Source organism: Paracoccus aerius, assembly GCF_014656455.1.
Taxonomy (GTDB): Bacteria; Pseudomonadota; Alphaproteobacteria; order Rhodobacterales; family Rhodobacteraceae; genus Paracoccus; species Paracoccus aerius.
Window position 1 is genome coordinate 202,813 of record NZ_BNCL01000005.1, and the last position, 16,411, is coordinate 219,223.

The following is a 16,411-nucleotide window of genomic DNA, read 5'->3' on the forward strand; positions in this document are numbered from 1 at the left end:
CCTTGTCTTGCGAATGATGGTCGCCGTCAGACCCGTCCCGGCCTGTCCAGCAGTGCCGCCGCCATCCCATCCAGATCCGGCAGCACGATCGCCGCGCCAGCCTCGCTCAGGCGGCGGGCATGGTCGTCCTGCATCCCGACAAGATGGCTGCCGCCGGTGAAGCCCACCGCGCGCATCCCTGCGGCGCGGGCGCCGGTGATCCCGTGCGGGGAATCCTCCATCACCGCGCAGGCTTCGGGGGCGATGCCCACGCTTTGGGCGGCCAGCAGGAACAGGTCGGGGGCGGGCTTGCCGCGCCGCACCTGATCGGCGCTGAAGATGCGGTCGCCGAACTGGCCCGCCAGACCCGCCACATCCAGCGTGATGCCCAGCCTGCGGACCGAACTGCCGGTGGCGATGGCCACCGTCACGCCGCGCGCGGCCAGATCGTCCAGCAGTGCCGGAATGCCGGGGATCACCCGCAATTCGGAAGGATAGCGCGCCAGCAGCCGTTCCTCGAAGATGCGGGCGAAGTCGGGCAGGTCGGGCCGGTCAAGCGCCTCGCTGAGGTGCCGGACAATGGCCTGAATCGACATGCCCAGGAATTTGCGGCGCAGCTCGTCCGGGGTGGCATGCAGCCCCTCGACCGCCATCATCTCGGCCAGCGTTTCCAGCGACATCGGCTCGCTGTCCACAAGGCAGCCGTCCATGTCGAAGATCACGGCGCGGATATCGGTCATGCGGCCCCCTGGTTGCGATAACGGCCTGATGCCTACACGGATCGGGCGCGGATGACAAACGGCGCCTGCTGCGCTAGGCGGGTGGGCATGACGCATTTCCTTCCTGTCCGAGAGCTTTTCGTGTCCCCCGACGCCGCGACCGCCCTGGGGGCCGAGGCCGAGAAGCTGCCCGCATGGGCGCTGGATGCCCGCCAGGTGGCCGAGCTTGACCTGCTTCTAAGCGGCGGCTTCACCCCGCTGCGCGGCTACATGACCGAGGCCGATTATCGCGCGGCTTGCGAAGGCGGGGACAGGGGATGGCCAGTGCCCTTTGCCCTTCGGGTCGCGGCGGATTTCGCCCGGGGGGTCGAACCCGGCCACGACATTGCGCTGCGCGACGCGGGTGGCGTCGTGGCGGTGCTGTCGGTGACCGACCGCTGGGGCGACCCGACCCGCTTAGGGGGCAAGGTCAAGGGCCTGCGCCGCCCCGGCAGCGGCCCGACCCCCAACGCGCTGCGCGCCCTGTTCCGGGGCCGAGGAACCGGTCAGGTGCTGGCAGTCCTGCCTGCGTCCCAGGCGGATGTGGAGATGGCCGCGACGCTGGTCGCCCGCATGGGCGCGGCGCTGCTGGTCCAGACCGCGCCAGGTGTCGTGGTCGATGCGCCCGGCGATGCCGTGCTGGCGCCCCTGGCCGCAGGACCGCCCGAAGGTCCCCGCGGCCTGCTGTGGCAGGCGCTTGTCGCGCGCAATCATGGGGCGACGCATCTGTTCCTGCCCGACGCCGCCGCACGGGAAATTTACCGCCCGCATCAGGACCGGATCGGGCTGCCGATGGTTCTGCCCGACGGGAACCGCTAGGCCGGGCCTGATGTCACGATCTGCAGGAAAGGCGGCCCATGTCCCTGGTGCGTGCAGGCGATCCCGCCTTCAACCCCTGGCTTGCAGCGGTCCTGCTGCTGCTGGGCAACTTCATGAACCTGATCGACGTCAGCATCGTGAACGTCGCGCTGCCCTCGATCCGGGAAAACCTGGGGGCCACTGCGGCCGAGATCGAGTGGGTGTCGGCCGCCTATGTGCTGGCCTTCGCGGCGGGGCTGCTGCCCTTCGGCCGCTTCGGCGACAAGTTCGGGCGCAAGCGGCTGTTCCTGCTGGGCATCGGGCTTTTCACGCTGGCCTCGGCGCTGTGCGGCTTTGCGCTGTCGATGCCGATGCTGATCTGGTCGCGCGCGCTGCAGGGGGTGGGCGGGGCGATGGTGGTGCCGCAGGTCATGGCGATCATGCATGTGATGTTTCCGCCCGAACAGAAGGCGCGCGCCTTTGCCCTGGCGGGCGTGGTGGCAAGCCTTGGGGCGGTCACCGGGCCGCTGATGGGCGGCGCGCTGATCACGGGCGACATCGCCGGTCTTGACTGGCGGCCGATCTTCCTGGTGAACCTGCCGGTCGGGATGGTCGTCATCGCGGCGGGGCTTCGCTGGATCCCGGCGCTGTCATCGGATCGGAAGATGCGCATCGACTGGATCGGCGTCGGGCTGTTCTCGCTGGCTGTGGTGCTGGTTGTCCTGCCGGTGATCGAGGGCGCGCTGCTGGGCTGGCCCTGGTGGTGCATCGCAATGCTGGTCGCGGCGCTGCCGGTGGGCGGGCTGTTTGTCTGGCGGCAGGTCCGCCTGGCGCGCCAGGGGAGAGAGCAGCTGCTGCCGGTCGCGCTGATGCGCAACGCGGCCTTTGTCACGGGCGTGCTGATGGTCATGCTGCACTTTTCGGCCATACCGGGAATGTTCCTGGTGCTGGCGATCTATCTGCAGACCGGCTTCGGGTTGGACCCGATGCAGTCGGGCATCGCCACCGCGCCCTTTCCGCTGGGCATCATGCTGGGCAGCTACATCACCGGGCGCTTCGGGACGAAATGGATGCCGGGACGCATGGCGGTGGGCGTGGCGACGCTTTTGGCGGGGATGGTCTTCCTGCGCCATGTCACCGGCCATCCGCCGCAAAGCTTCACGCCTGCAACCCTGATCGGGCCATTGGCTGTCTGCGGCTTTGGCATGGGGCTGACGATCTCGCCGTTGTTCCAGACGGTGCTGCAATCGGTGCCGGGACGGGATGCTGGGGCGGGATCAGGGGCGATGCAGGCCTTCCAGCAGGTCGGCGCGGCCATCGGCATCGCGGTGGTGTCCAGCCTGTTCTTCGTGCGCCTGCACGGGCAGGGCGGCAACGATTATCCTGCCGCCATGTCGCACGCCCTGACCTATCAGGTCTGCGCCTTTGCCGCGATCCTGACGGTGCTGGCGCTGCGGACCGGCCTGCGGGGCAAGGCGGACACTCCGCCCCGCCCCGAAAAGGTCAGTGGACGCTGACCGGGGTCAGTTCGTTCTGGCGGGCCAGCACAAAGGCCAGTTGCCGGTCCTTGACCAGGGCCAGGCGTTCGCCGTCGATGTCGTGGACGGCATACATGCTGTCGATCCCGTCAAGCTGCTGACGCAGTTCCTGGGGCAGGCTGCTGGTTTCCACCTGACGGATATAGACCGTCCTTTCGGCGTCAATGCCGCCGAAGTCGAATTTGGTATCCATGATGATCCCCTTTACTTGCGGCTGATCGGAATGGTCTGGACGACCTGCTGGGGCTGGATGCGCCTCAGGTCCACATGAAGCAGGCCGTTCCCCATCTGGGCGCCCTCGACCTCGACCCCGTCGGCCAGGACGAAACTGCGCTGGAAGGCACGGGCGGCGATGCCCCGGTGCAGGAAGACGCGCTCGCTTTCGGGTTCGGCCATGCGGCCGCGGATGACAAGCTGCCGGTCCTCGGTCGTGACGGACAGATCCTGTTCCGCAAAACCCGCGACCGCCAGCGTGATCCGGAACCCGTCTGGCGCGACATGTTCGATGTTATAGGGGGGATAGCCCTCGGCGCCCTTTGCGGCCCGTTCGGCCAGACGCTCTAGCTGGTCGAACCCCAGCAGATACGGATGCGCCCCCAGCGAAATCTTGGTCATGCTCAGCCCTTTTTGCGACAAGCGACTGTTCTGCGGACCCCTTGGCGGCGATCCGCTTGGCATCAATATGTGGACGAAGCCGGCGCCTTGCAAGTCCGATCACGGCCGTATCCCGCAGGCCTGGGCCGCCGTTTCGATCGCCGCACGAGAGCCGGTCAGGGGAAACGTGCTGCTGCGGCCCCCCGCCGCGACCTCGACCCCGTTGCCGGACATCAGCGCGCCGACCAGCGGCGATCCGGCGTCGGCGGTGGTATAGAGGATCCCGTTGCGCGCCACGAAGGGCTGCGCGAAGAGACGGCCGTCCACGCTGATGCGCGTGTCATCTGCCGCCCCGCCCAGACCCGAGATGCCGATCAGCGCCGGCCCGCCGGGCTGGCACATGTAGTTCAGCGACCTGTCCCCCGCGTCGATCACCGCCGCATGGGCGCCCGAGACGCTTTCGTTTCTCCAGCGGGGCGCAGTCGCATCGCGCCGGGGGCTAGCTTCGGGCGTGTCGCTGCACATCCGTTCGATGCAGGCCTGATAGGCCGGGCTGGTCGCCGGGCCGTGGTTGAACAGGCACTGGTTGACGCAAAGCTGCGCCCTGTCCTCTTGGGCCTGGGCAGACGCACCCATGGCCAATGCCGCAACGGCGAATGCCGCCAGACCCCAGACATCCTTCATCGCCCGTCCCCTTTCTGCAACACCAAGCCTTCCGGCAGAGGGACAAGAAGCAAGTCGGTCCTGTCCCTCGCTAAGCATCTTGTTAACATGTGCCGTGCTAGGATCTATACTTGGCGCAAAGACCTCATGCGTCGAGCCAGGCCAAGCCAGATGAACATGCACCACGAGATGTCCCATGACGAAATCATCCGCGCCAAGCTGGCGGCGCTGCGTTGCGAACACCGCGACCTGGATGAGGCGATCGCGGCCCTGTCGGCGCAGCAGCTGACATCCTCGCTGGCGTTGCAGCGCCTGAAGAAGCAGAAGCTGATGCTCAAGGACCAGATCGCCCGGCTTGAGGACGAGATCACCCCCGACATCATCGCCTGATTGCGGCCCTGCGCCCAGCGCGCTATGGCGGGCGCAGGAAACCGGGTTCGGGATCGGGACGAATGATGGAAAAACCTGTGGGAATCATCATGGGCAGCCAGTCCGACTGGCCCACGATGAAGGAAGCCGCCACGATCCTGGATGAACTGGGCGTCCCTTATGATGCCCGCATCGTCAGCGCCCACCGCACCCCCGACCGGCTGTGGGATTACGGCAAGACCGCCGTGTCGCGCGGCTTGAAGGTCATCATCGCAGGTGCAGGGGGCGCGGCACACCTGCCGGGGATGATGGCATCAAAGACCCGCGTGCCGGTCATCGGCGTGCCGGTCCAGACCAAAGCACTGTCCGGCGTCGATTCGCTTTATTCGATCCTGCAGATGCCCAAGGGATATCCCGTCGCCACAATGGCCATCGGGGCTGCGGGCGCGGCCAATGCCGGGCTGATGGCAGCGGGCATCCTTGCGCTGTCCGATCCCGCGCTTGCTCAACGCCTGGATGCCTGGCGCCAGGCGCTGTCCGATTCCATCCCCGAGGAGCCGCGCGATGAATGATGTCCGGACGATCGGTATCCTGGGCGGCGGCCAGTTGGGCCGGATGCTGTCGGTGGCGGCCAGCCGCCTGGGCCTGCGCTGCCATATCTATGACCCGGGTGCCGCGCCTGCGGGCGACGTGGCCTGGCGCGTGACCACCGCGCCCTACGAGGACGAGGCCGCTCTGCGTGCCTTTGCCGAAAGCGTCGATGTCATCACCTATGAATTCGAGAACGTCCCGACCTCGGCGCTGGACCTGCTTGAATCGATCCGCCCGATCCGCCCCGACCGCCGCGCGCTGGCGGTGTCGCAGGACCGGCTGACGGAAAAGACCTTCCTGAACGACATCGGTTTGGCAACCGCGCCCTTCGCCGACGTTCCGGCCGAGACTGACCTTGACGCAGCCGTTGCGCGGATCGGCCGCCCCTCGATCCTCAAGACCCGGCGACTGGGCTATGACGGCAAGGGCCAGGTCCGGATCGGCGACGGCCCCGCCGAATGGACCGGCGCGCCGTCCGTGCTGGAAGGCTTCGTCGATTTCTCGGCCGAGATCAGCGTCATCATCGCGCGCGGCACCGATGGCCAGGTCGCGGCCTTCGACCCTGGCCTGAACGTCCACCGCGAAGGCATCTTGCGCACGACCACCGTGCCCTGCGGCCTGCCCGGCAAGGTCACCACCGATGCCGTTCTGATCGCAGCGCGCATCGCAAACGCGCTGGACTACGTCGGCGTCATGGGTGTCGAACTCTTCGTGACCCCCCAGGGCCTGATCGTCAACGAGATCGCGCCGCGCGTCCACAACACCGGCCACTGGACCCAGGCGGGCTGCGCGGTCGACCAATTCGAACAGCATATCCGCGCCGTGGCGGGCCTGCCGCTGGGCGACGGCAAGCGCTACGCGGATGTGGTGATGGAAAACCTGATCGGCGACGATGTCGCCCGCATCCCTGATCTTCTGAAAACGCCGAACACGCAGGTCCATCTTTACGGCAAGGGCGATCCGCGACCGGGGCGCAAGATGGGCCATTTGAACCGGATCACCGGATGAAGCCGCCCCGACTGGCGGTCCGCGCGGCGATCCTGCGGGACGACCGACTGCTGCTGGTCAACGCCTATCCGGGCCAGCAGTCCGACCTCTGGTGCCTGCCCGGCGGCGGGGTCGAACCCGGCCAGTCCTTGCCCGAAAACCTGATCCGCGAAGTGGCCGAGGAAACCGGCCTGGCCATCACCGTGAGCGCCCCGATCCTGGTCAACGAATTCCACGACCCCGAACGCGGCTTCCACCAGGTCGACATCATCTTCCGTGCCTCGCTGAACGGCGATGCCGGCATCATCCTGGAAGACCCCGAACAGGTGGTGAACCGCTTCATATGGGCCACGCGCGCGGAACTGGCCAAGCTGCGCCACAAGCCCGGAATGCTGGCCCGCGCCGTCTGGGGCCAATACGCCGCCTGGTACGACCCGCTGGAACAGATCGTCAGCTAACTCTTCTTCTCAAAAAAATATCCCACAGGGGGTCCGGGGGACGTGAAGTCCCCCGCTACTCCGCCGCCTCGTTCATCGCCGTTTCCGATCCCGACTTCATGCGGAATCCACGTTCAAGCTGATCAAAGGGCGCCACCGGATAGTCGCCCGAGAAGCAGGCGTCGCAATATTGCGGGCAGGCCTTGTTGCGGCCCCCGGCCTCGCCCACGGCGCGGTAAAGCCCGTCCAGCGACACGAAGGCCAGCGAGTTGACGCCGATCCAGTCGCGCATCTCGTCGGGCGACATGTTGGCCGCCAGCAGCTTGTCGCGGTCGGGCGTGTCCACGCCATAGAAGCAGGGCCAGGCCGTGGGGGGCGATGCGATGCGGAAATGCACCTCGGCGGCGCCCGCGTCCAGGATCATGTCCTTGATCTTGCGCGAGGTGGTGCCGCGCACCACGCTGTCGTCCACCAGCACCACGCGCTTGCCCGCGATCAGGGACCGGTTCACGTTCAGCTTCAGCCGGACGCCCATGTTGCGGATCTGCTCGGTCGGCTCGATGAAGGTGCGGCCCATATACTGGTTGCGGATGATCCCCATGCCGTAGGGGATGCCCGATTCCTGGGCGTATCCAATGGCCGCGGGCGTGCCGCTGTCGGGGACGGGACAAACCAGGTCCGCCTCGATCGGCGCCTCGCGGGCCAGTTCCACGCCGATCTGGCGGCGGGTTTCATAGACCGAGCGCCCGCCGATGATCGAATCGGGACGCGAGAAATAGACATGCTCGAAGATGCAGAAGCGGCCCGTCGAGGGGCCGAAGGGGCGCGAGGATTCAACCTCGCCCTTGGAAATCACCACCATCTCGCCGGGCTCGATCTCGCGGATGAACTCGGCGCCGATGATGTCCAGGGCGCAGGTTTCCGACGCCAGCACGAAGCCATCCTCGCCCACCTTGCCCAGCACCAGCGGTCGCACGCCCAAGGGGTCGCGCACGCCGATCAGCTTGGTGCGCGTCATGGCGATGACGGAAAACGCGCCCTCGACCCGGCGCAGCGCGTCCTTCATCCGTTCGGGGATGTTGCGCTGGATCGACCGCGCCATCAGGTGGATGATGCATTCGCTGTCGCTGGAGGACTGGAAGATCGAGCCGCGCTCGATCAACTCGCGCCGAAGCGCCGCAGCATTGGTGATGTTGCCGTTATGGGCGATGGCGCAGCCGCCCATGTGAAACTCGCCAAAGAAGGGCTGCACGTCGCGGATGGCGGTCGCGGCCTTGGTCCCGGCAGTGGAATAGCGCACATGGCCGATGGCCAGCGGGCCGGGCAGGGTGGCCATTACTTCGGCCTTGGTGAAGTTGTCGCGGACATAGCCGAAGCGGTGGGCGCTGTTGAACCCGTGTTCCGCGTCATGGGCGACGATGCCGCCCGCTTCTTGGCCGCGATGCTGCAGCGCGTGCAGGCCAAGGGCCACGAAGTTCGAGGCATCGGTGACGCCGATGGCGCCGAAGATGCCGCATTCTTCGTGCAGGCGGTCCGAATCGAACGGATGGGCCAGGAATGGTTGCATCACGGCGTCCTGAATGGCTTTGGGCTGTCCCGCACCATGTAGTGCGGGTGCGTCCCAAAGTCACGCCCCCGCACGATGGCGGGGGCGGTTTTTCGTCACGGAAGCATCACAACAGGGCAGCCATGCAGTCGGCGCATCAGTTGGCGGGCGGGGTTTCCTGCGCCGAGGGGGTTGCCGTGGCCGTGCAGCCCGCCACCATCTGTTCGTAGCGGCTGACGATCCAGCCCGGCGCATCGTCGGGGATCTGCTGGTCCATCTGGCCGCGCATCCGCTCGAACACCTGGGCGCTGCGGCTGTTTTCCACCACCGCGACCTGCTGGCTTGTCATCACGCGGTCATAGACGATGAAGGCGATCGCCACCAACAGGATGCCCCGGGCAACGCCGAACAGGAAGCCCATCCCCTGGTCCACGCCCCCAAGGGCCGAACGTTGCACGACCGACGAGAACAGCGGCGTGATGATTGAGAAGACCACAAGGGCCAGTGCGAAGACCACGGCAAAGCCCGCAATGGTCGCCAGTTCGCAACTGTCGCCCAGGAAGCGGTCGAGGACCGGAAGCTGCGCGATCAGCGGGCGCATGGCTGCCGCGAAGATGAAGGCCAGGATCGCCGCCCCGATCCAGCCCAAGATTGCCAGCGATTCGCGCACAAAGCCGCGCGACCAGGCCAAAATGGCCGAAAGGATGATGACCGCAGCCACCACCGCGTCAATAACTGTGAATCCGTCCATCGCCTGTCCCCATGCGCCGGTTGTCTTTTCGTTTCAGGCACTTCAGCCGGCGCCGAAGACCTCTCCTGCAAATCCTGTCAGGTCGGCGATGCGCCTGACGCTCATCCCCCCTGCACCCTCGACCTTCTGGCTGTCGGGCAAAATCGCCTGTGAAAAACCAAGTTTCTGCGCCTCTTTCAACCTGTTTTCCGCCTGCGCGACGGGACGCAGCGCGCCCGACAGGCTGATTTCGCCGAACAACACCGCCTCGGGCGGCAGGGCGCTGTCCTCACGCGCGGACAAAAGCGCGCCCGCGATGGCCAGGTCGGCGGCGGGTTCATTGACGCGCATCCCGCCGGCGACGTTCAGGAACACGTCGAGCCCCGCGAAGGGGATGCCGCAGCGGGCTTCCAGAACGGCCAGGATCGTGCTGACGCGACCGCTGTCCAGGCCCACCACCGTGCGGCGCGGAGATGCCAGCGTCGATGGCGCCACAAGCGCCTGCACCTCGGTCAGGACGGGGCGCGTGCCCTCGATCCCGGCAAAGACGGCGCTGCCGGGGACGGGCTGGCCGCGTTCGGACAGGAACAGGGCGGACGGATTGGCGACCTCGGCCAGGCCGGCCCCAGTCATCTCGAAGACGCCGATCTCGTCCGCCGGGCCGAAGCGGTTCTTGACCGACCGCAGGATGCGGAACTGGTGGCCGCGCTCGCCCTCGAAATAGATGACGGTGTCGACCATGTGCTCGACCACGCGGGGACCGGCGATCTGGCCTTCCTTGGTAACATGGCCCACCAGGAAGATCGCCACGCCCTTGCGCTTGGCGAAGGTGACAAGCTCATGCGCGGCGGCGCGGACCTGGGCCACGCTGCCCGGCGCGGCCTCGACCTGGTCGGACCACAGCGTTTGGACGGAATCGATGATGGCAAGGTCGGGACGTTCATTGTCGAGCGTGGTCAGGATGTCGCGCAGGTTGGTTTCCGCCCCCAGCCGCACCGGCGCATCCGCCAGCCCCAGGCGCTGCGCCCGCATCCTGACCTGCGCGCTTGCTTCCTCGCCGCTGATATAGACGGCGTTCAGGCCGCGCCGGGCAAATGCCGCCGCACCCTGCAACAGCAGCGTCGATTTGCCGATGCCGGGATCCCCGCCGATCAGGACCGCGCTGCCGGGCACAAGGCCGCCGCCCAGAACGCGGTCCAGTTCCTCCATGCCAGACAGGCAGCGGGGGGGCGGGGCTTCAGTCGTCATCAGGCTGGACAGGGGAACGGCGCGGCCCTTGTGGGCGCCCAGGCCCCGGCCCGGACCCTGGGACAGGGGCGCCTCCTCGACGATGGTGTTCCAGGCGCCGCAGGCGTCGCAGCGTCCGGCCCATTTCTTGTGGGACGCGCCGCAGGCGGTGCAGGTGAAAGCATTGGTGGATTTTGCCATGTCCGTCATGTGGCATCTGCGGCGCGCCGCCGCAAGTTCCCCCTTCGTTCAAACTCACGCCTTTGTCGGCTTGATCTTTGGGGCCTGTGCGGTCAGGTTCCGCCCGAAAAATCAAGGCGTCCCAATGGCCACACCTCGTCCGTTCTCTCGCTATGAATTCACCATCGCCTGGCGATACCTGCGCGCCCGCCGGGCCGAGGGTGGGGTCAGCGTGATGACCTGGATCAGCCTGATCGGCATCGCGCTTGGCGTGATGGCGCTGATCGCGACGCTGGCCGTGCGCGCGGGTTTCCGGGCCGAGTTCGTGGACACGATCCTGGGCGCCAATGCCCATACGACCGTCTATATGGCGCCCCAGCAGATCGAGAACGAGTTTACCGAGGACGTTTATGTCGTCCCCGGCCGCATCGCCGATTACGACGCAATGGCCGCGAAATTGGCGCAAGTGCCGGGCGTCACGCGGACGGCGCCTGTGGTGCGTGGTCAGGTCATGGCCACCGCCAACGACAGCTCGAACGTGGCCGAGGTGTTCGGCGTAAGTCTCGATGATCTCAGGGCAATGCCGCGGATCGTGGATCCTTCCACCTCGGTCGGCAACCTGGACGACTTCGGCCGCGGCATTGCCATCGGCTCGGGCATCGCGCGTGAACTGGCGGTGGGCCTGGGCGACCGCATCCGCCTGATCGCCCCCGAAGGCGCGCGCACCGCCATCGGCACCACGCCGCGCGTCAAGGCCTACGAGGTGACCTATATCTTCAGCGCCGGGCGATACGATATCGACCGCACCCGCATCTACATGCCGATGGCCGAGGCTCAGTCATACTTCAACCGCGAGGGTGTCGCCGACGAGATCGAGGTCTTCGTCACCGACCCCGAGCAGGTGGACGACTGGACGGTGCCCCTGATGAAGGCTGCGGGCGAGGGGGCGCAGGTGTGGAACTGGCGAGACTCCTCGGGGTCGTTCCTGGCGGCACTGGACATGGAGGACGACGTGATGTTCGTCATCCTGTCGGTGCTGGTCTTGATCGCGTCCATGAACATCACCAGCGGGTTGATCATGCTGGTCAAGAACAAGGGCCGCGACATCGGCATCCTGCGCACCATGGGCCTGACCGAGGGCGCGGTGCTGCGGGTCTTCTTTCTGTGCGGGGCCTTCACGGGCGTCATCGGCACCATTGCGGGCGTGGTCCTGGGGGTGCTTCTGGCGCTGAACGTGGACAATATCATGGCCGCGCTGAACGCCCTGACCGGCGGGGGCGCCTGGCAGCCCGAGGTGCGGGGCATCTATCGCCTGCCCGCCGAACTGCGCGCCTGGGACATCTTCCGCGCGGTGGCGCTGTCGCTGTTCCTGTCCTTCGTCGTCACCATCTTTCCCGCGCGCCGCGCCGCGCGCATGAACCCGGTCGAGGCCCTGCGCTATGAATGACGTGTTGCGGCTTGAAGGGGTCGGCAAGACCTATGGCAAGGACGGCCCCGCCCCAGTGCCGGTGCTGCGCGGGCTGGACTTGTCCGTCGCGCGAGCGGAGGTGGTGGCCTTGGTCGCGCCGTCGGGCGCAGGAAAATCGACGCTGCTGCATATCGCGGGGCTGCTGGACACGCCCGACACAGGGCGCGTGATCCTCAACGGCCGCGACATGACCGGCCTGCCCGACAAGCCCCGGACCGAGGCGCGGCGGGCCGAACTGGGCTTCGTTTATCAATTCCACCACCTGCTGCCGGAATTCAGCGCGGCGGAAAACATCATCCTGCCGCAGCTTGCCAACGGCGTTCCCCAACGCGACGCCGCCGCCCGCGCCGCCGATCTTCTGGCCCGCGTGGGCCTGTCGGCGCGTGCCGATCACCGCCCGGCGGCGCTGTCGGGGGGCGAACAGCAGCGGGTGGCCTTCTGCCGCGCCCTTGCCAATGCGCCTTCGCTGCTGCTGGCAGATGAACCCACCGGGAACCTAGATCCCGAGACTTCGGACCGGGTTTTCGACATGCTGATGGCACTTGTCCGCGACACGGGCCTGTCGGCGTTGATCGCCACGCACAACCACGACCTGGCCCGGCGCATGGACCGGGTGATCCGTCTCGACCAGACGGTTGCGTGACCCGTCCGGCCGGGGCAAAGTCGGGAAAACATCGGTAAGGGGCAGGGGATGAAGGCAACATATGGGGCAGCTCTCACGGGGCTGGCGATGGCGGGCCTGATTGCCGCCTGCGCGCCGCAGATGTCGGGCCGGGTGCAGGCGCGCAACGACTTCAACGCGCTGTGCGTCGACTGCCACGGAGCAGATGGCCGGGGCAATGGTCCAGCGGCCGGGGGAATGACCCCTGCGCCGGTCGATCTGACCCGTGTCGCCGCCAGCAACGGCGGCACGTTCCCGCGCCTGCAGGTGATGGGCCACATCTATGGCTTCACGCCGGGCCGCAGCGAATCGCCGATGCCAGAGTTTGGGGATCTGCTGGACGGGCCGACCATCCCCTATGACGCGGGCGACGGCAATCCGACGCCCACGCCCGTGCGACTGGTCGCCCTGATGGAGTATGTCGAGGCGATGCAGCAATAATGCTGCGCCGTCCCCTGCTGGCCGCCGCCGCTGTGGCAGCCCTGGCGCAACCCGCCGCCGCCGATCCCTTTGCGGATTTCGGCACCGCGATGAAATATGGCCTGCCGCTGGCTGCAGCAGTCTGCGCCGCCCGCGACGACCGGCTGGAGGATTTCGCGGTGCGCGGTGCCTTGCAGACGGTGGTGGTGCTGGGACTGAAGACCTGGCTGGACGGCACCCCTGTATCGGTCCGGCCCAATGGCGAGGGGAAGGGTTTTCCGTCCGGCCACTCCGCAGCCGCGGCCTTCGGCGCGGCGGATCTGGCGGGCAAGTGCTTTCCCGACGACCGCGCGGCGGGCATAGGCCTTTACGGCGCGGCGGGGCTGACGGCGGCAAGCCGGGTCCATGCGGGCGAACATACCGCGCAACAGGCGCTGGCTGGCGCTCTGATCGGCTTTTCCTTCGGCGCCGCCGATTTCGGCATCGGGACCGAGGGCGCAAGCTTCAGCGTGGGAATGCGCTTCTAGCGCCCGCAGCGGTCCAGCCAGGCGTTGATCGCATCCAGCGATTCCGGCTCGTCCAGCCAGGGCACATGGGCGCGGCCCGGAACCTCGGCAAAGATCGTGTCGGGGCGGCGGCGCAGCATCTCGGCGGCAACCGTAGCAGACAGCAGGTCGGAACTGGCCCCCCGGATCAGTGCGACGGGCAGTCCCGCAGTCGCATCCCACAGCGGCCACAGATCCGGCGCAGCGCCCTCGAAGGCTGCCAGGAACGCCTCGCGCAGGGCAGGGTCATATTTGATCCGCAGCCCCTCCGGCGTTTCGTCGTAATGCTGCTGCGCATCCGCCAGCCAACGGCCATCGGGGACATTTGTGAAGCCGGGCATGGCCGCAGGCAGCCGTTCCGCCAGCGCCTCATGCGTCCGCGCCGCCGGGTTGCGCCCGACATAGTCGAAGATCCGCTCCAGCCCCGCGCGCTCGATCACCGGGCCGACATCGTTCAGGCACAGCCCCAGCAGCCGGTCATGCGCCACGGCGGCCAGCAGCATCCCGATCAGCCCGCCGCGAGACGTGCCCAGGATCGCGGCCCTGTCCACCCCCAGGTGATCCAGCAGCGCCAGCGCATCCTTGCCTTCCTGCGGGACAGTATAGGTCGCTGAGCCGGTGAATGCCGACTGCCCGCGTCCGCGATAGTCCATCCGGATCAGCCGCACGCCCGACAGATGCGGAGCGACGTAATCGAAATCGCCCATGTTCCGCGTCAGCCCGGCCAGGCACAGGACCGGCAGCCCCTCACCCTGGTCAGAATAGGCCAGCCGCGCCCCGTCATCTGCGGTGAAGAACATCGCTTGGCCCATCTTCCGTGCGGAAATATCCTCGGGGGGTGCGGGGGCGAAGCACCCCCGCGGCGGCATCACAGGTTCTCGCTCTGCGGCATTCCCAGGACGTGATAGCCGCCATCGACCAGCACGATCTCGCCCGTGGTGCAGGCGCCCCAATCCGACAGCATCCAGACCGCAGTGCCGCCGATCGCGTCGAGCGTGGCGTTCTTGCGCAGGGGGGCATTGGCCTCGGTGTGGCGGAAGGTCTTGCGCGCCCCGCCAATGGCAGCGCCCGCCAGGGTCTTCATCGGGCCCGGGCTGATCGCGTTCACGCGGATGCCGTCCGGGCCAAGGTCGTTGGCCAGATAGCGCACCGTCGATTCCAGCGCGGCCTTGGCAACCCCCATCACGTTGTAGAAGGGCGTCACCCGGTTCGACCCGCCATAGGTCAGCGTGATCAGCGACCCGCCCGCCGACATCAGGGGATGGGCGCGCCGCGCGACCTCGATCAGGGAATAGCAGGAAATCTCAAGGCTGTGCTTGAAGTTCGCGCGGCTGGTGTTCATGAACCGGCCGGTCAACTCGTTCTTGTTGGAGAAAGCGATGGCATGGACCACGAAGTCCAGGCTGCCCCAGCGTTCCGTGATCGCCCCGAAGGCCGCGTCCAGCGAGGCATCGTCGGTCACGTCCACGTCCAGCAGGAAATCCGACCCGACCGAAGCCGCCAGGGGCTGCACGCGCTTGCCGAAAGCCTCTCCCTGATAGGAAAAGGCAAGTTCCGCCCCCTGGTCCGCCACCGCCTTTGCGATGCCCCAGGCGATGGAATGGTCGTTGGCGACCCCCATCACAAGCCCGCGCTTGCCTTGAAGAAGATCGCCCATACTGTCCCCGCTTACTCCAGGTATTTCGACATCAGCAGGGTGGCGTTCGTTCCCCCGAACCCGAAGCTGTTCGACAGCACGGAATCAAGACCGGCATTGTCCACCCGGCTTGTCGCAATCTCGCCCGGCTGGATTTCGGGGTCTAGGGTGGTCACGTTTGCAGATGCTGCAATGAAGTCATTTTGCAACATCAACAGGCTGTAGATCGCCTCGTGCACACCGGTTGCGCCCAGCGAATGGCCGGTCAGCGACTTCGTGGAACTGATTGGCGGGGTGTTTCCCTCGCCCCAGATGCGGCGTACGGCCTTGACCTCGCCCACGTCGCCCACGGGGGTCGAGGTGCCATGGGCGTTGATATAGCTGACCTTGCGGCCTTCGGGCAGGGTGTCCAGGGCAAGCCGCATCGACCGCTCGCCGCCTTCGCCGGACGGGGCGACCATGTCATAGCCGTCGCTGGTCGCGCCATAGCCGGTCACCTCGGCATAGATCTTGGCGCCGCGCGCCTTGGCGTGCTCCAGTTCCTCCAGCACGACGACGCCGCCGCCGCCTGCGATGACGAACCCGTCGCGGGTCGCGTCATAGGGCCGGGACGCGGTTTCAGGCGTGTCGTTGTATTTCGACGACATGGCGCCCATCGCGTCGAACAGGCAGGACAGCGTCCAGTCCAGTTCCTCGCCGCCGCCCGCAAAGACGATGTCCTGCTTGCCCAGTTGGATCTGTTCGACCCCGTTGCCGATGCAGTGGGCCGAGGTCGAACAGGCCGAGGTGATGGAATAGTTCACGCCCTTGATCTTGAAGGGCGTGGCAAGCGTCGCCGAGTTGGTGGACGACATGCAGCGCGTCACCATGAACGGCCCCATGCGCTTGGGGCTGCCCTTTTCGATGACGGTCTGGTGCGCCAGGAAGAAGTTGCTGGTGGACGGCCCGCCCGATCCCATGATCAGCCCGGTGCGAGGGTTGGACACGTCGCCTTCCTCAAGCCCGGAATCCTTGATCGCCTGTTCCATGGCCAGGAAGTTGTAGGCCGCGCCCGGACCCATGAAGCGCAGGTTGCGCTTGTCGATGTGATCCTCCAGCACGATCTGGGGCATCCCGTGGACCTGGCTGCGGAACCCGTGTTCGGCATATTCGGGCGCGAAGACGATGCCCGACCGGCCCGCCTTCAGGCTTTCCGTCACCTCGTCGGCATTGTTGCCGATGGGCGAGACGATACCAAGGCCGGTGATGACGACGCGTCGCATGGGCCTTCCTCCTTGCTTATGT

20 protein-coding genes are annotated in these 16,411 nt (G+C 66.9%); 10 read left to right on the plus strand and 10 right to left on the minus strand.

Annotation, left to right across the window (positions count from 1 at the left end):
• Positions 1-26 precede the first annotated feature (26 nt).
• Positions 27-719, minus strand: a complete 693-nt coding sequence (locus tag IE224_RS08585; RefSeq protein WP_191309453.1) for an HAD family hydrolase — start codon at positions 717-719, stop codon at positions 27-29.
• 87 nt (positions 720-806) lie between these two features.
• On the opposite strand from IE224_RS08585, the gene IE224_RS08590 reads away from it, so the two are divergent.
• Positions 807-1,556, plus strand: coding sequence for a bifunctional sulfate adenylyltransferase/adenylylsulfate kinase (locus IE224_RS08590; protein ID WP_191309455.1), 750 nt, complete (start codon positions 807-809; stop codon positions 1,554-1,556).
• Positions 1,557-1,594: 38 nt separating this feature from the next.
• Positions 1,595-3,052, plus strand: coding sequence for an MFS transporter (locus IE224_RS08595; RefSeq protein WP_191309456.1), 1,458 nt, complete (start codon positions 1,595-1,597; stop codon positions 3,050-3,052).
• Here IE224_RS08595 and IE224_RS08600 read toward each other — a convergent pair.
• From IE224_RS08600 to IE224_RS08610, 3 genes are all read right to left on the minus strand, one after another.
• Positions 3,039-3,266 (minus strand): DUF1150 family protein, encoded by a 228-nt coding sequence (locus IE224_RS08600; RefSeq protein WP_167622423.1) that lies wholly within the window; start codon positions 3,264-3,266, stop codon positions 3,039-3,041. The two genes, IE224_RS08595 and IE224_RS08600, sit on opposite strands and share 14 nt — an antisense overlap.
• Positions 3,267-3,277: 11 nt before the next feature.
• Positions 3,278-3,688 (minus strand): Hsp20 family protein, encoded by a 411-nt coding sequence (locus IE224_RS08605; protein ID WP_191309458.1) that lies wholly within the window; start codon positions 3,686-3,688, stop codon positions 3,278-3,280.
• Between the two features lie 99 nt (positions 3,689-3,787).
• Positions 3,788-4,351: a hypothetical protein gene (locus IE224_RS08610; RefSeq protein ID WP_191309460.1), complete on the minus strand. Its 564-nt coding sequence runs from the start codon at positions 4,349-4,351 to the stop codon at positions 3,788-3,790.
• A gap of 150 nt (positions 4,352-4,501) precedes the next feature.
• On the opposite strand from IE224_RS08610, the gene IE224_RS08615 reads away from it, so the two are divergent.
• From IE224_RS08615 to IE224_RS08630, 4 genes are all read left to right on the plus strand, one after another.
• On the plus strand, positions 4,502-4,720 hold the full coding sequence (locus tag IE224_RS08615; protein WP_167622420.1) for a YdcH family protein: 219 nt from the start codon (positions 4,502-4,504) through the stop codon (positions 4,718-4,720).
• A 65-nt stretch (positions 4,721-4,785) separates the two neighbouring features.
• A complete protein-coding gene (gene purE / locus IE224_RS08620; protein ID WP_191309512.1) occupies positions 4,786-5,271 on the plus strand; it encodes a 5-(carboxyamino)imidazole ribonucleotide mutase in 486 nt (161 codons plus the stop codon).
• Complete coding sequence (locus IE224_RS08625; RefSeq protein WP_191309462.1) at positions 5,264-6,298, plus strand: 5-(carboxyamino)imidazole ribonucleotide synthase; 1,035 nt, start codon at positions 5,264-5,266, stop codon at positions 6,296-6,298. Before purE ends, IE224_RS08625 begins: the two co-directional genes overlap by 8 nt.
• Complete coding sequence (locus IE224_RS08630; protein ID WP_191309464.1) at positions 6,295-6,735, plus strand: NUDIX domain-containing protein; 441 nt, start codon at positions 6,295-6,297, stop codon at positions 6,733-6,735. The genes IE224_RS08625 and IE224_RS08630 overlap by 4 nt, the downstream gene beginning before the upstream one ends.
• Before the next feature lie 55 nt (positions 6,736-6,790).
• Here the strand turns inward: IE224_RS08630 and purF are convergent, their stop codons facing one another.
• The 3 genes from purF to radA all read right to left on the minus strand — a co-directional run bounded on the left by purF (position 6,791) and on the right by radA (position 10,418).
• Positions 6,791-8,281: an amidophosphoribosyltransferase gene (gene purF / locus IE224_RS08635; RefSeq protein WP_191309465.1), complete on the minus strand. Its 1,491-nt coding sequence runs from the start codon at positions 8,279-8,281 to the stop codon at positions 6,791-6,793.
• A gap of 136 nt (positions 8,282-8,417) precedes the next feature.
• Positions 8,418-9,011, minus strand: coding sequence for a CvpA family protein (locus tag IE224_RS08640; protein WP_167622416.1), 594 nt, complete (start codon positions 9,009-9,011; stop codon positions 8,418-8,420).
• 42 nt (positions 9,012-9,053) lie between these two features.
• A complete protein-coding gene (gene radA, locus IE224_RS08645; protein WP_191309467.1) occupies positions 9,054-10,418 on the minus strand; it encodes a DNA repair protein RadA in 1,365 nt (454 codons plus the stop codon).
• A 124-nt stretch (positions 10,419-10,542) separates the two neighbouring features.
• Here radA and IE224_RS08650 point away from each other — a divergent pair, with 124 nt between their 5' ends.
• Genes IE224_RS08650 through IE224_RS08665 form a run of 4 tightly spaced genes read left to right on the plus strand, consistent with a single transcriptional unit; the run spans position 10,543 to position 13,473 of the window.
• Positions 10,543-11,844 carry a lipoprotein-releasing ABC transporter permease subunit gene (locus IE224_RS08650; RefSeq protein WP_191309470.1) on the plus strand — a complete coding sequence of 434 codons (1,302 nt, stop codon included), beginning with the start codon at positions 10,543-10,545 and terminating at the stop codon, positions 11,842-11,844.
• Positions 11,837-12,508, plus strand: coding sequence for an ABC transporter ATP-binding protein (locus IE224_RS08655; RefSeq protein ID WP_191309472.1), 672 nt, complete (start codon positions 11,837-11,839; stop codon positions 12,506-12,508). The genes IE224_RS08650 and IE224_RS08655 overlap by 8 nt, the downstream gene beginning before the upstream one ends.
• A 48-nt stretch (positions 12,509-12,556) precedes the next feature.
• Positions 12,557-12,967 carry a c-type cytochrome gene (locus tag IE224_RS08660; protein ID WP_229849297.1) on the plus strand — a complete coding sequence of 137 codons (411 nt, stop codon included), beginning with the start codon at positions 12,557-12,559 and terminating at the stop codon, positions 12,965-12,967.
• Positions 12,967-13,473 (plus strand): phosphatase PAP2 family protein, encoded by a 507-nt coding sequence (locus IE224_RS08665; RefSeq protein WP_229849298.1) that lies wholly within the window; start codon positions 12,967-12,969, stop codon positions 13,471-13,473. The genes IE224_RS08660 and IE224_RS08665 overlap by 1 nt, the downstream gene beginning before the upstream one ends.
• Here the strand turns inward: IE224_RS08665 and IE224_RS08670 are convergent.
• From IE224_RS08670 to fabB, 3 genes are all read right to left on the minus strand, one after another.
• Positions 13,470-14,291 (minus strand): alpha/beta fold hydrolase, encoded by an 822-nt coding sequence (locus IE224_RS08670; RefSeq protein WP_191309474.1) that lies wholly within the window; start codon positions 14,289-14,291, stop codon positions 13,470-13,472. The genes IE224_RS08665 and IE224_RS08670 overlap by 4 nt on opposite strands.
• Positions 14,292-14,359: 68 nt before the next feature.
• Positions 14,360-15,148: an enoyl-ACP reductase FabI gene (locus tag IE224_RS08675; RefSeq protein WP_167622411.1), complete on the minus strand. Its 789-nt coding sequence runs from the start codon at positions 15,146-15,148 to the stop codon at positions 14,360-14,362.
• Positions 15,149-15,159: 11 nt separating this feature from the next.
• Positions 15,160-16,389 carry a beta-ketoacyl-ACP synthase I gene (fabB, locus tag IE224_RS08680; protein ID WP_167622410.1) on the minus strand — a complete coding sequence of 410 codons (1,230 nt, stop codon included), beginning with the start codon at positions 16,387-16,389 and terminating at the stop codon, positions 15,160-15,162.
• Positions 16,390-16,411 lie beyond the last annotated feature (22 nt).

Coding starts and splice junctions, on each gene's coding strand:
- IE224_RS08585 (WP_191309453.1), bottom strand. CDS start 719: ATGACCGATATCCGCGCCGTGATCTTCGACATGGACGGCTGCCTTGTG.
- IE224_RS08590 (WP_191309455.1), top strand. CDS start 807: ATGACGCATTTCCTTCCTGTCCGAGAGCTTTTCGTGTCCCCCGACGCC.
- IE224_RS08595 (WP_191309456.1), top strand. CDS start 1,595: ATGTCCCTGGTGCGTGCAGGCGATCCCGCCTTCAACCCCTGGCTTGCA.
- IE224_RS08600 (WP_167622423.1), bottom strand. CDS start 3,266: ATGGATACCAAATTCGACTTCGGCGGCATTGACGCCGAAAGGACGGTC.
- IE224_RS08605 (WP_191309458.1), bottom strand. CDS start 3,688: ATGACCAAGATTTCGCTGGGGGCGCATCCGTATCTGCTGGGGTTCGAC.
- IE224_RS08610 (WP_191309460.1), bottom strand. CDS start 4,351: ATGAAGGATGTCTGGGGTCTGGCGGCATTCGCCGTTGCGGCATTGGCC.
- IE224_RS08615 (WP_167622420.1), top strand. CDS start 4,502: ATGAACATGCACCACGAGATGTCCCATGACGAAATCATCCGCGCCAAG.
- purE (WP_191309512.1), top strand. CDS start 4,786: ATGGAAAAACCTGTGGGAATCATCATGGGCAGCCAGTCCGACTGGCCC.
- IE224_RS08625 (WP_191309462.1), top strand. CDS start 5,264: ATGAATGATGTCCGGACGATCGGTATCCTGGGCGGCGGCCAGTTGGGC.
- IE224_RS08630 (WP_191309464.1), top strand. CDS start 6,295: ATGAAGCCGCCCCGACTGGCGGTCCGCGCGGCGATCCTGCGGGACGAC.
- purF (WP_191309465.1), bottom strand. CDS start 8,281: ATGCAACCATTCCTGGCCCATCCGTTCGATTCGGACCGCCTGCACGAA.
- IE224_RS08640 (WP_167622416.1), bottom strand. CDS start 9,011: ATGGACGGATTCACAGTTATTGACGCGGTGGTGGCTGCGGTCATCATC.
- radA (WP_191309467.1), bottom strand. CDS start 10,418: ATGGCAAAATCCACCAATGCTTTCACCTGCACCGCCTGCGGCGCGTCC.
- IE224_RS08650 (WP_191309470.1), top strand. CDS start 10,543: ATGGCCACACCTCGTCCGTTCTCTCGCTATGAATTCACCATCGCCTGG.
- IE224_RS08655 (WP_191309472.1), top strand. CDS start 11,837: ATGAATGACGTGTTGCGGCTTGAAGGGGTCGGCAAGACCTATGGCAAG.
- IE224_RS08660 (WP_229849297.1), top strand. CDS start 12,557: ATGAAGGCAACATATGGGGCAGCTCTCACGGGGCTGGCGATGGCGGGC.
- IE224_RS08665 (WP_229849298.1), top strand. CDS start 12,967: ATGCTGCGCCGTCCCCTGCTGGCCGCCGCCGCTGTGGCAGCCCTGGCG.
- IE224_RS08670 (WP_191309474.1), bottom strand. CDS start 14,291: ATGTTCTTCACCGCAGATGACGGGGCGCGGCTGGCCTATTCTGACCAG.
- IE224_RS08675 (WP_167622411.1), bottom strand. CDS start 15,148: ATGGGCGATCTTCTTCAAGGCAAGCGCGGGCTTGTGATGGGGGTCGCC.
- fabB (WP_167622410.1), bottom strand. CDS start 16,389: ATGCGACGCGTCGTCATCACCGGCCTTGGTATCGTCTCGCCCATCGGC.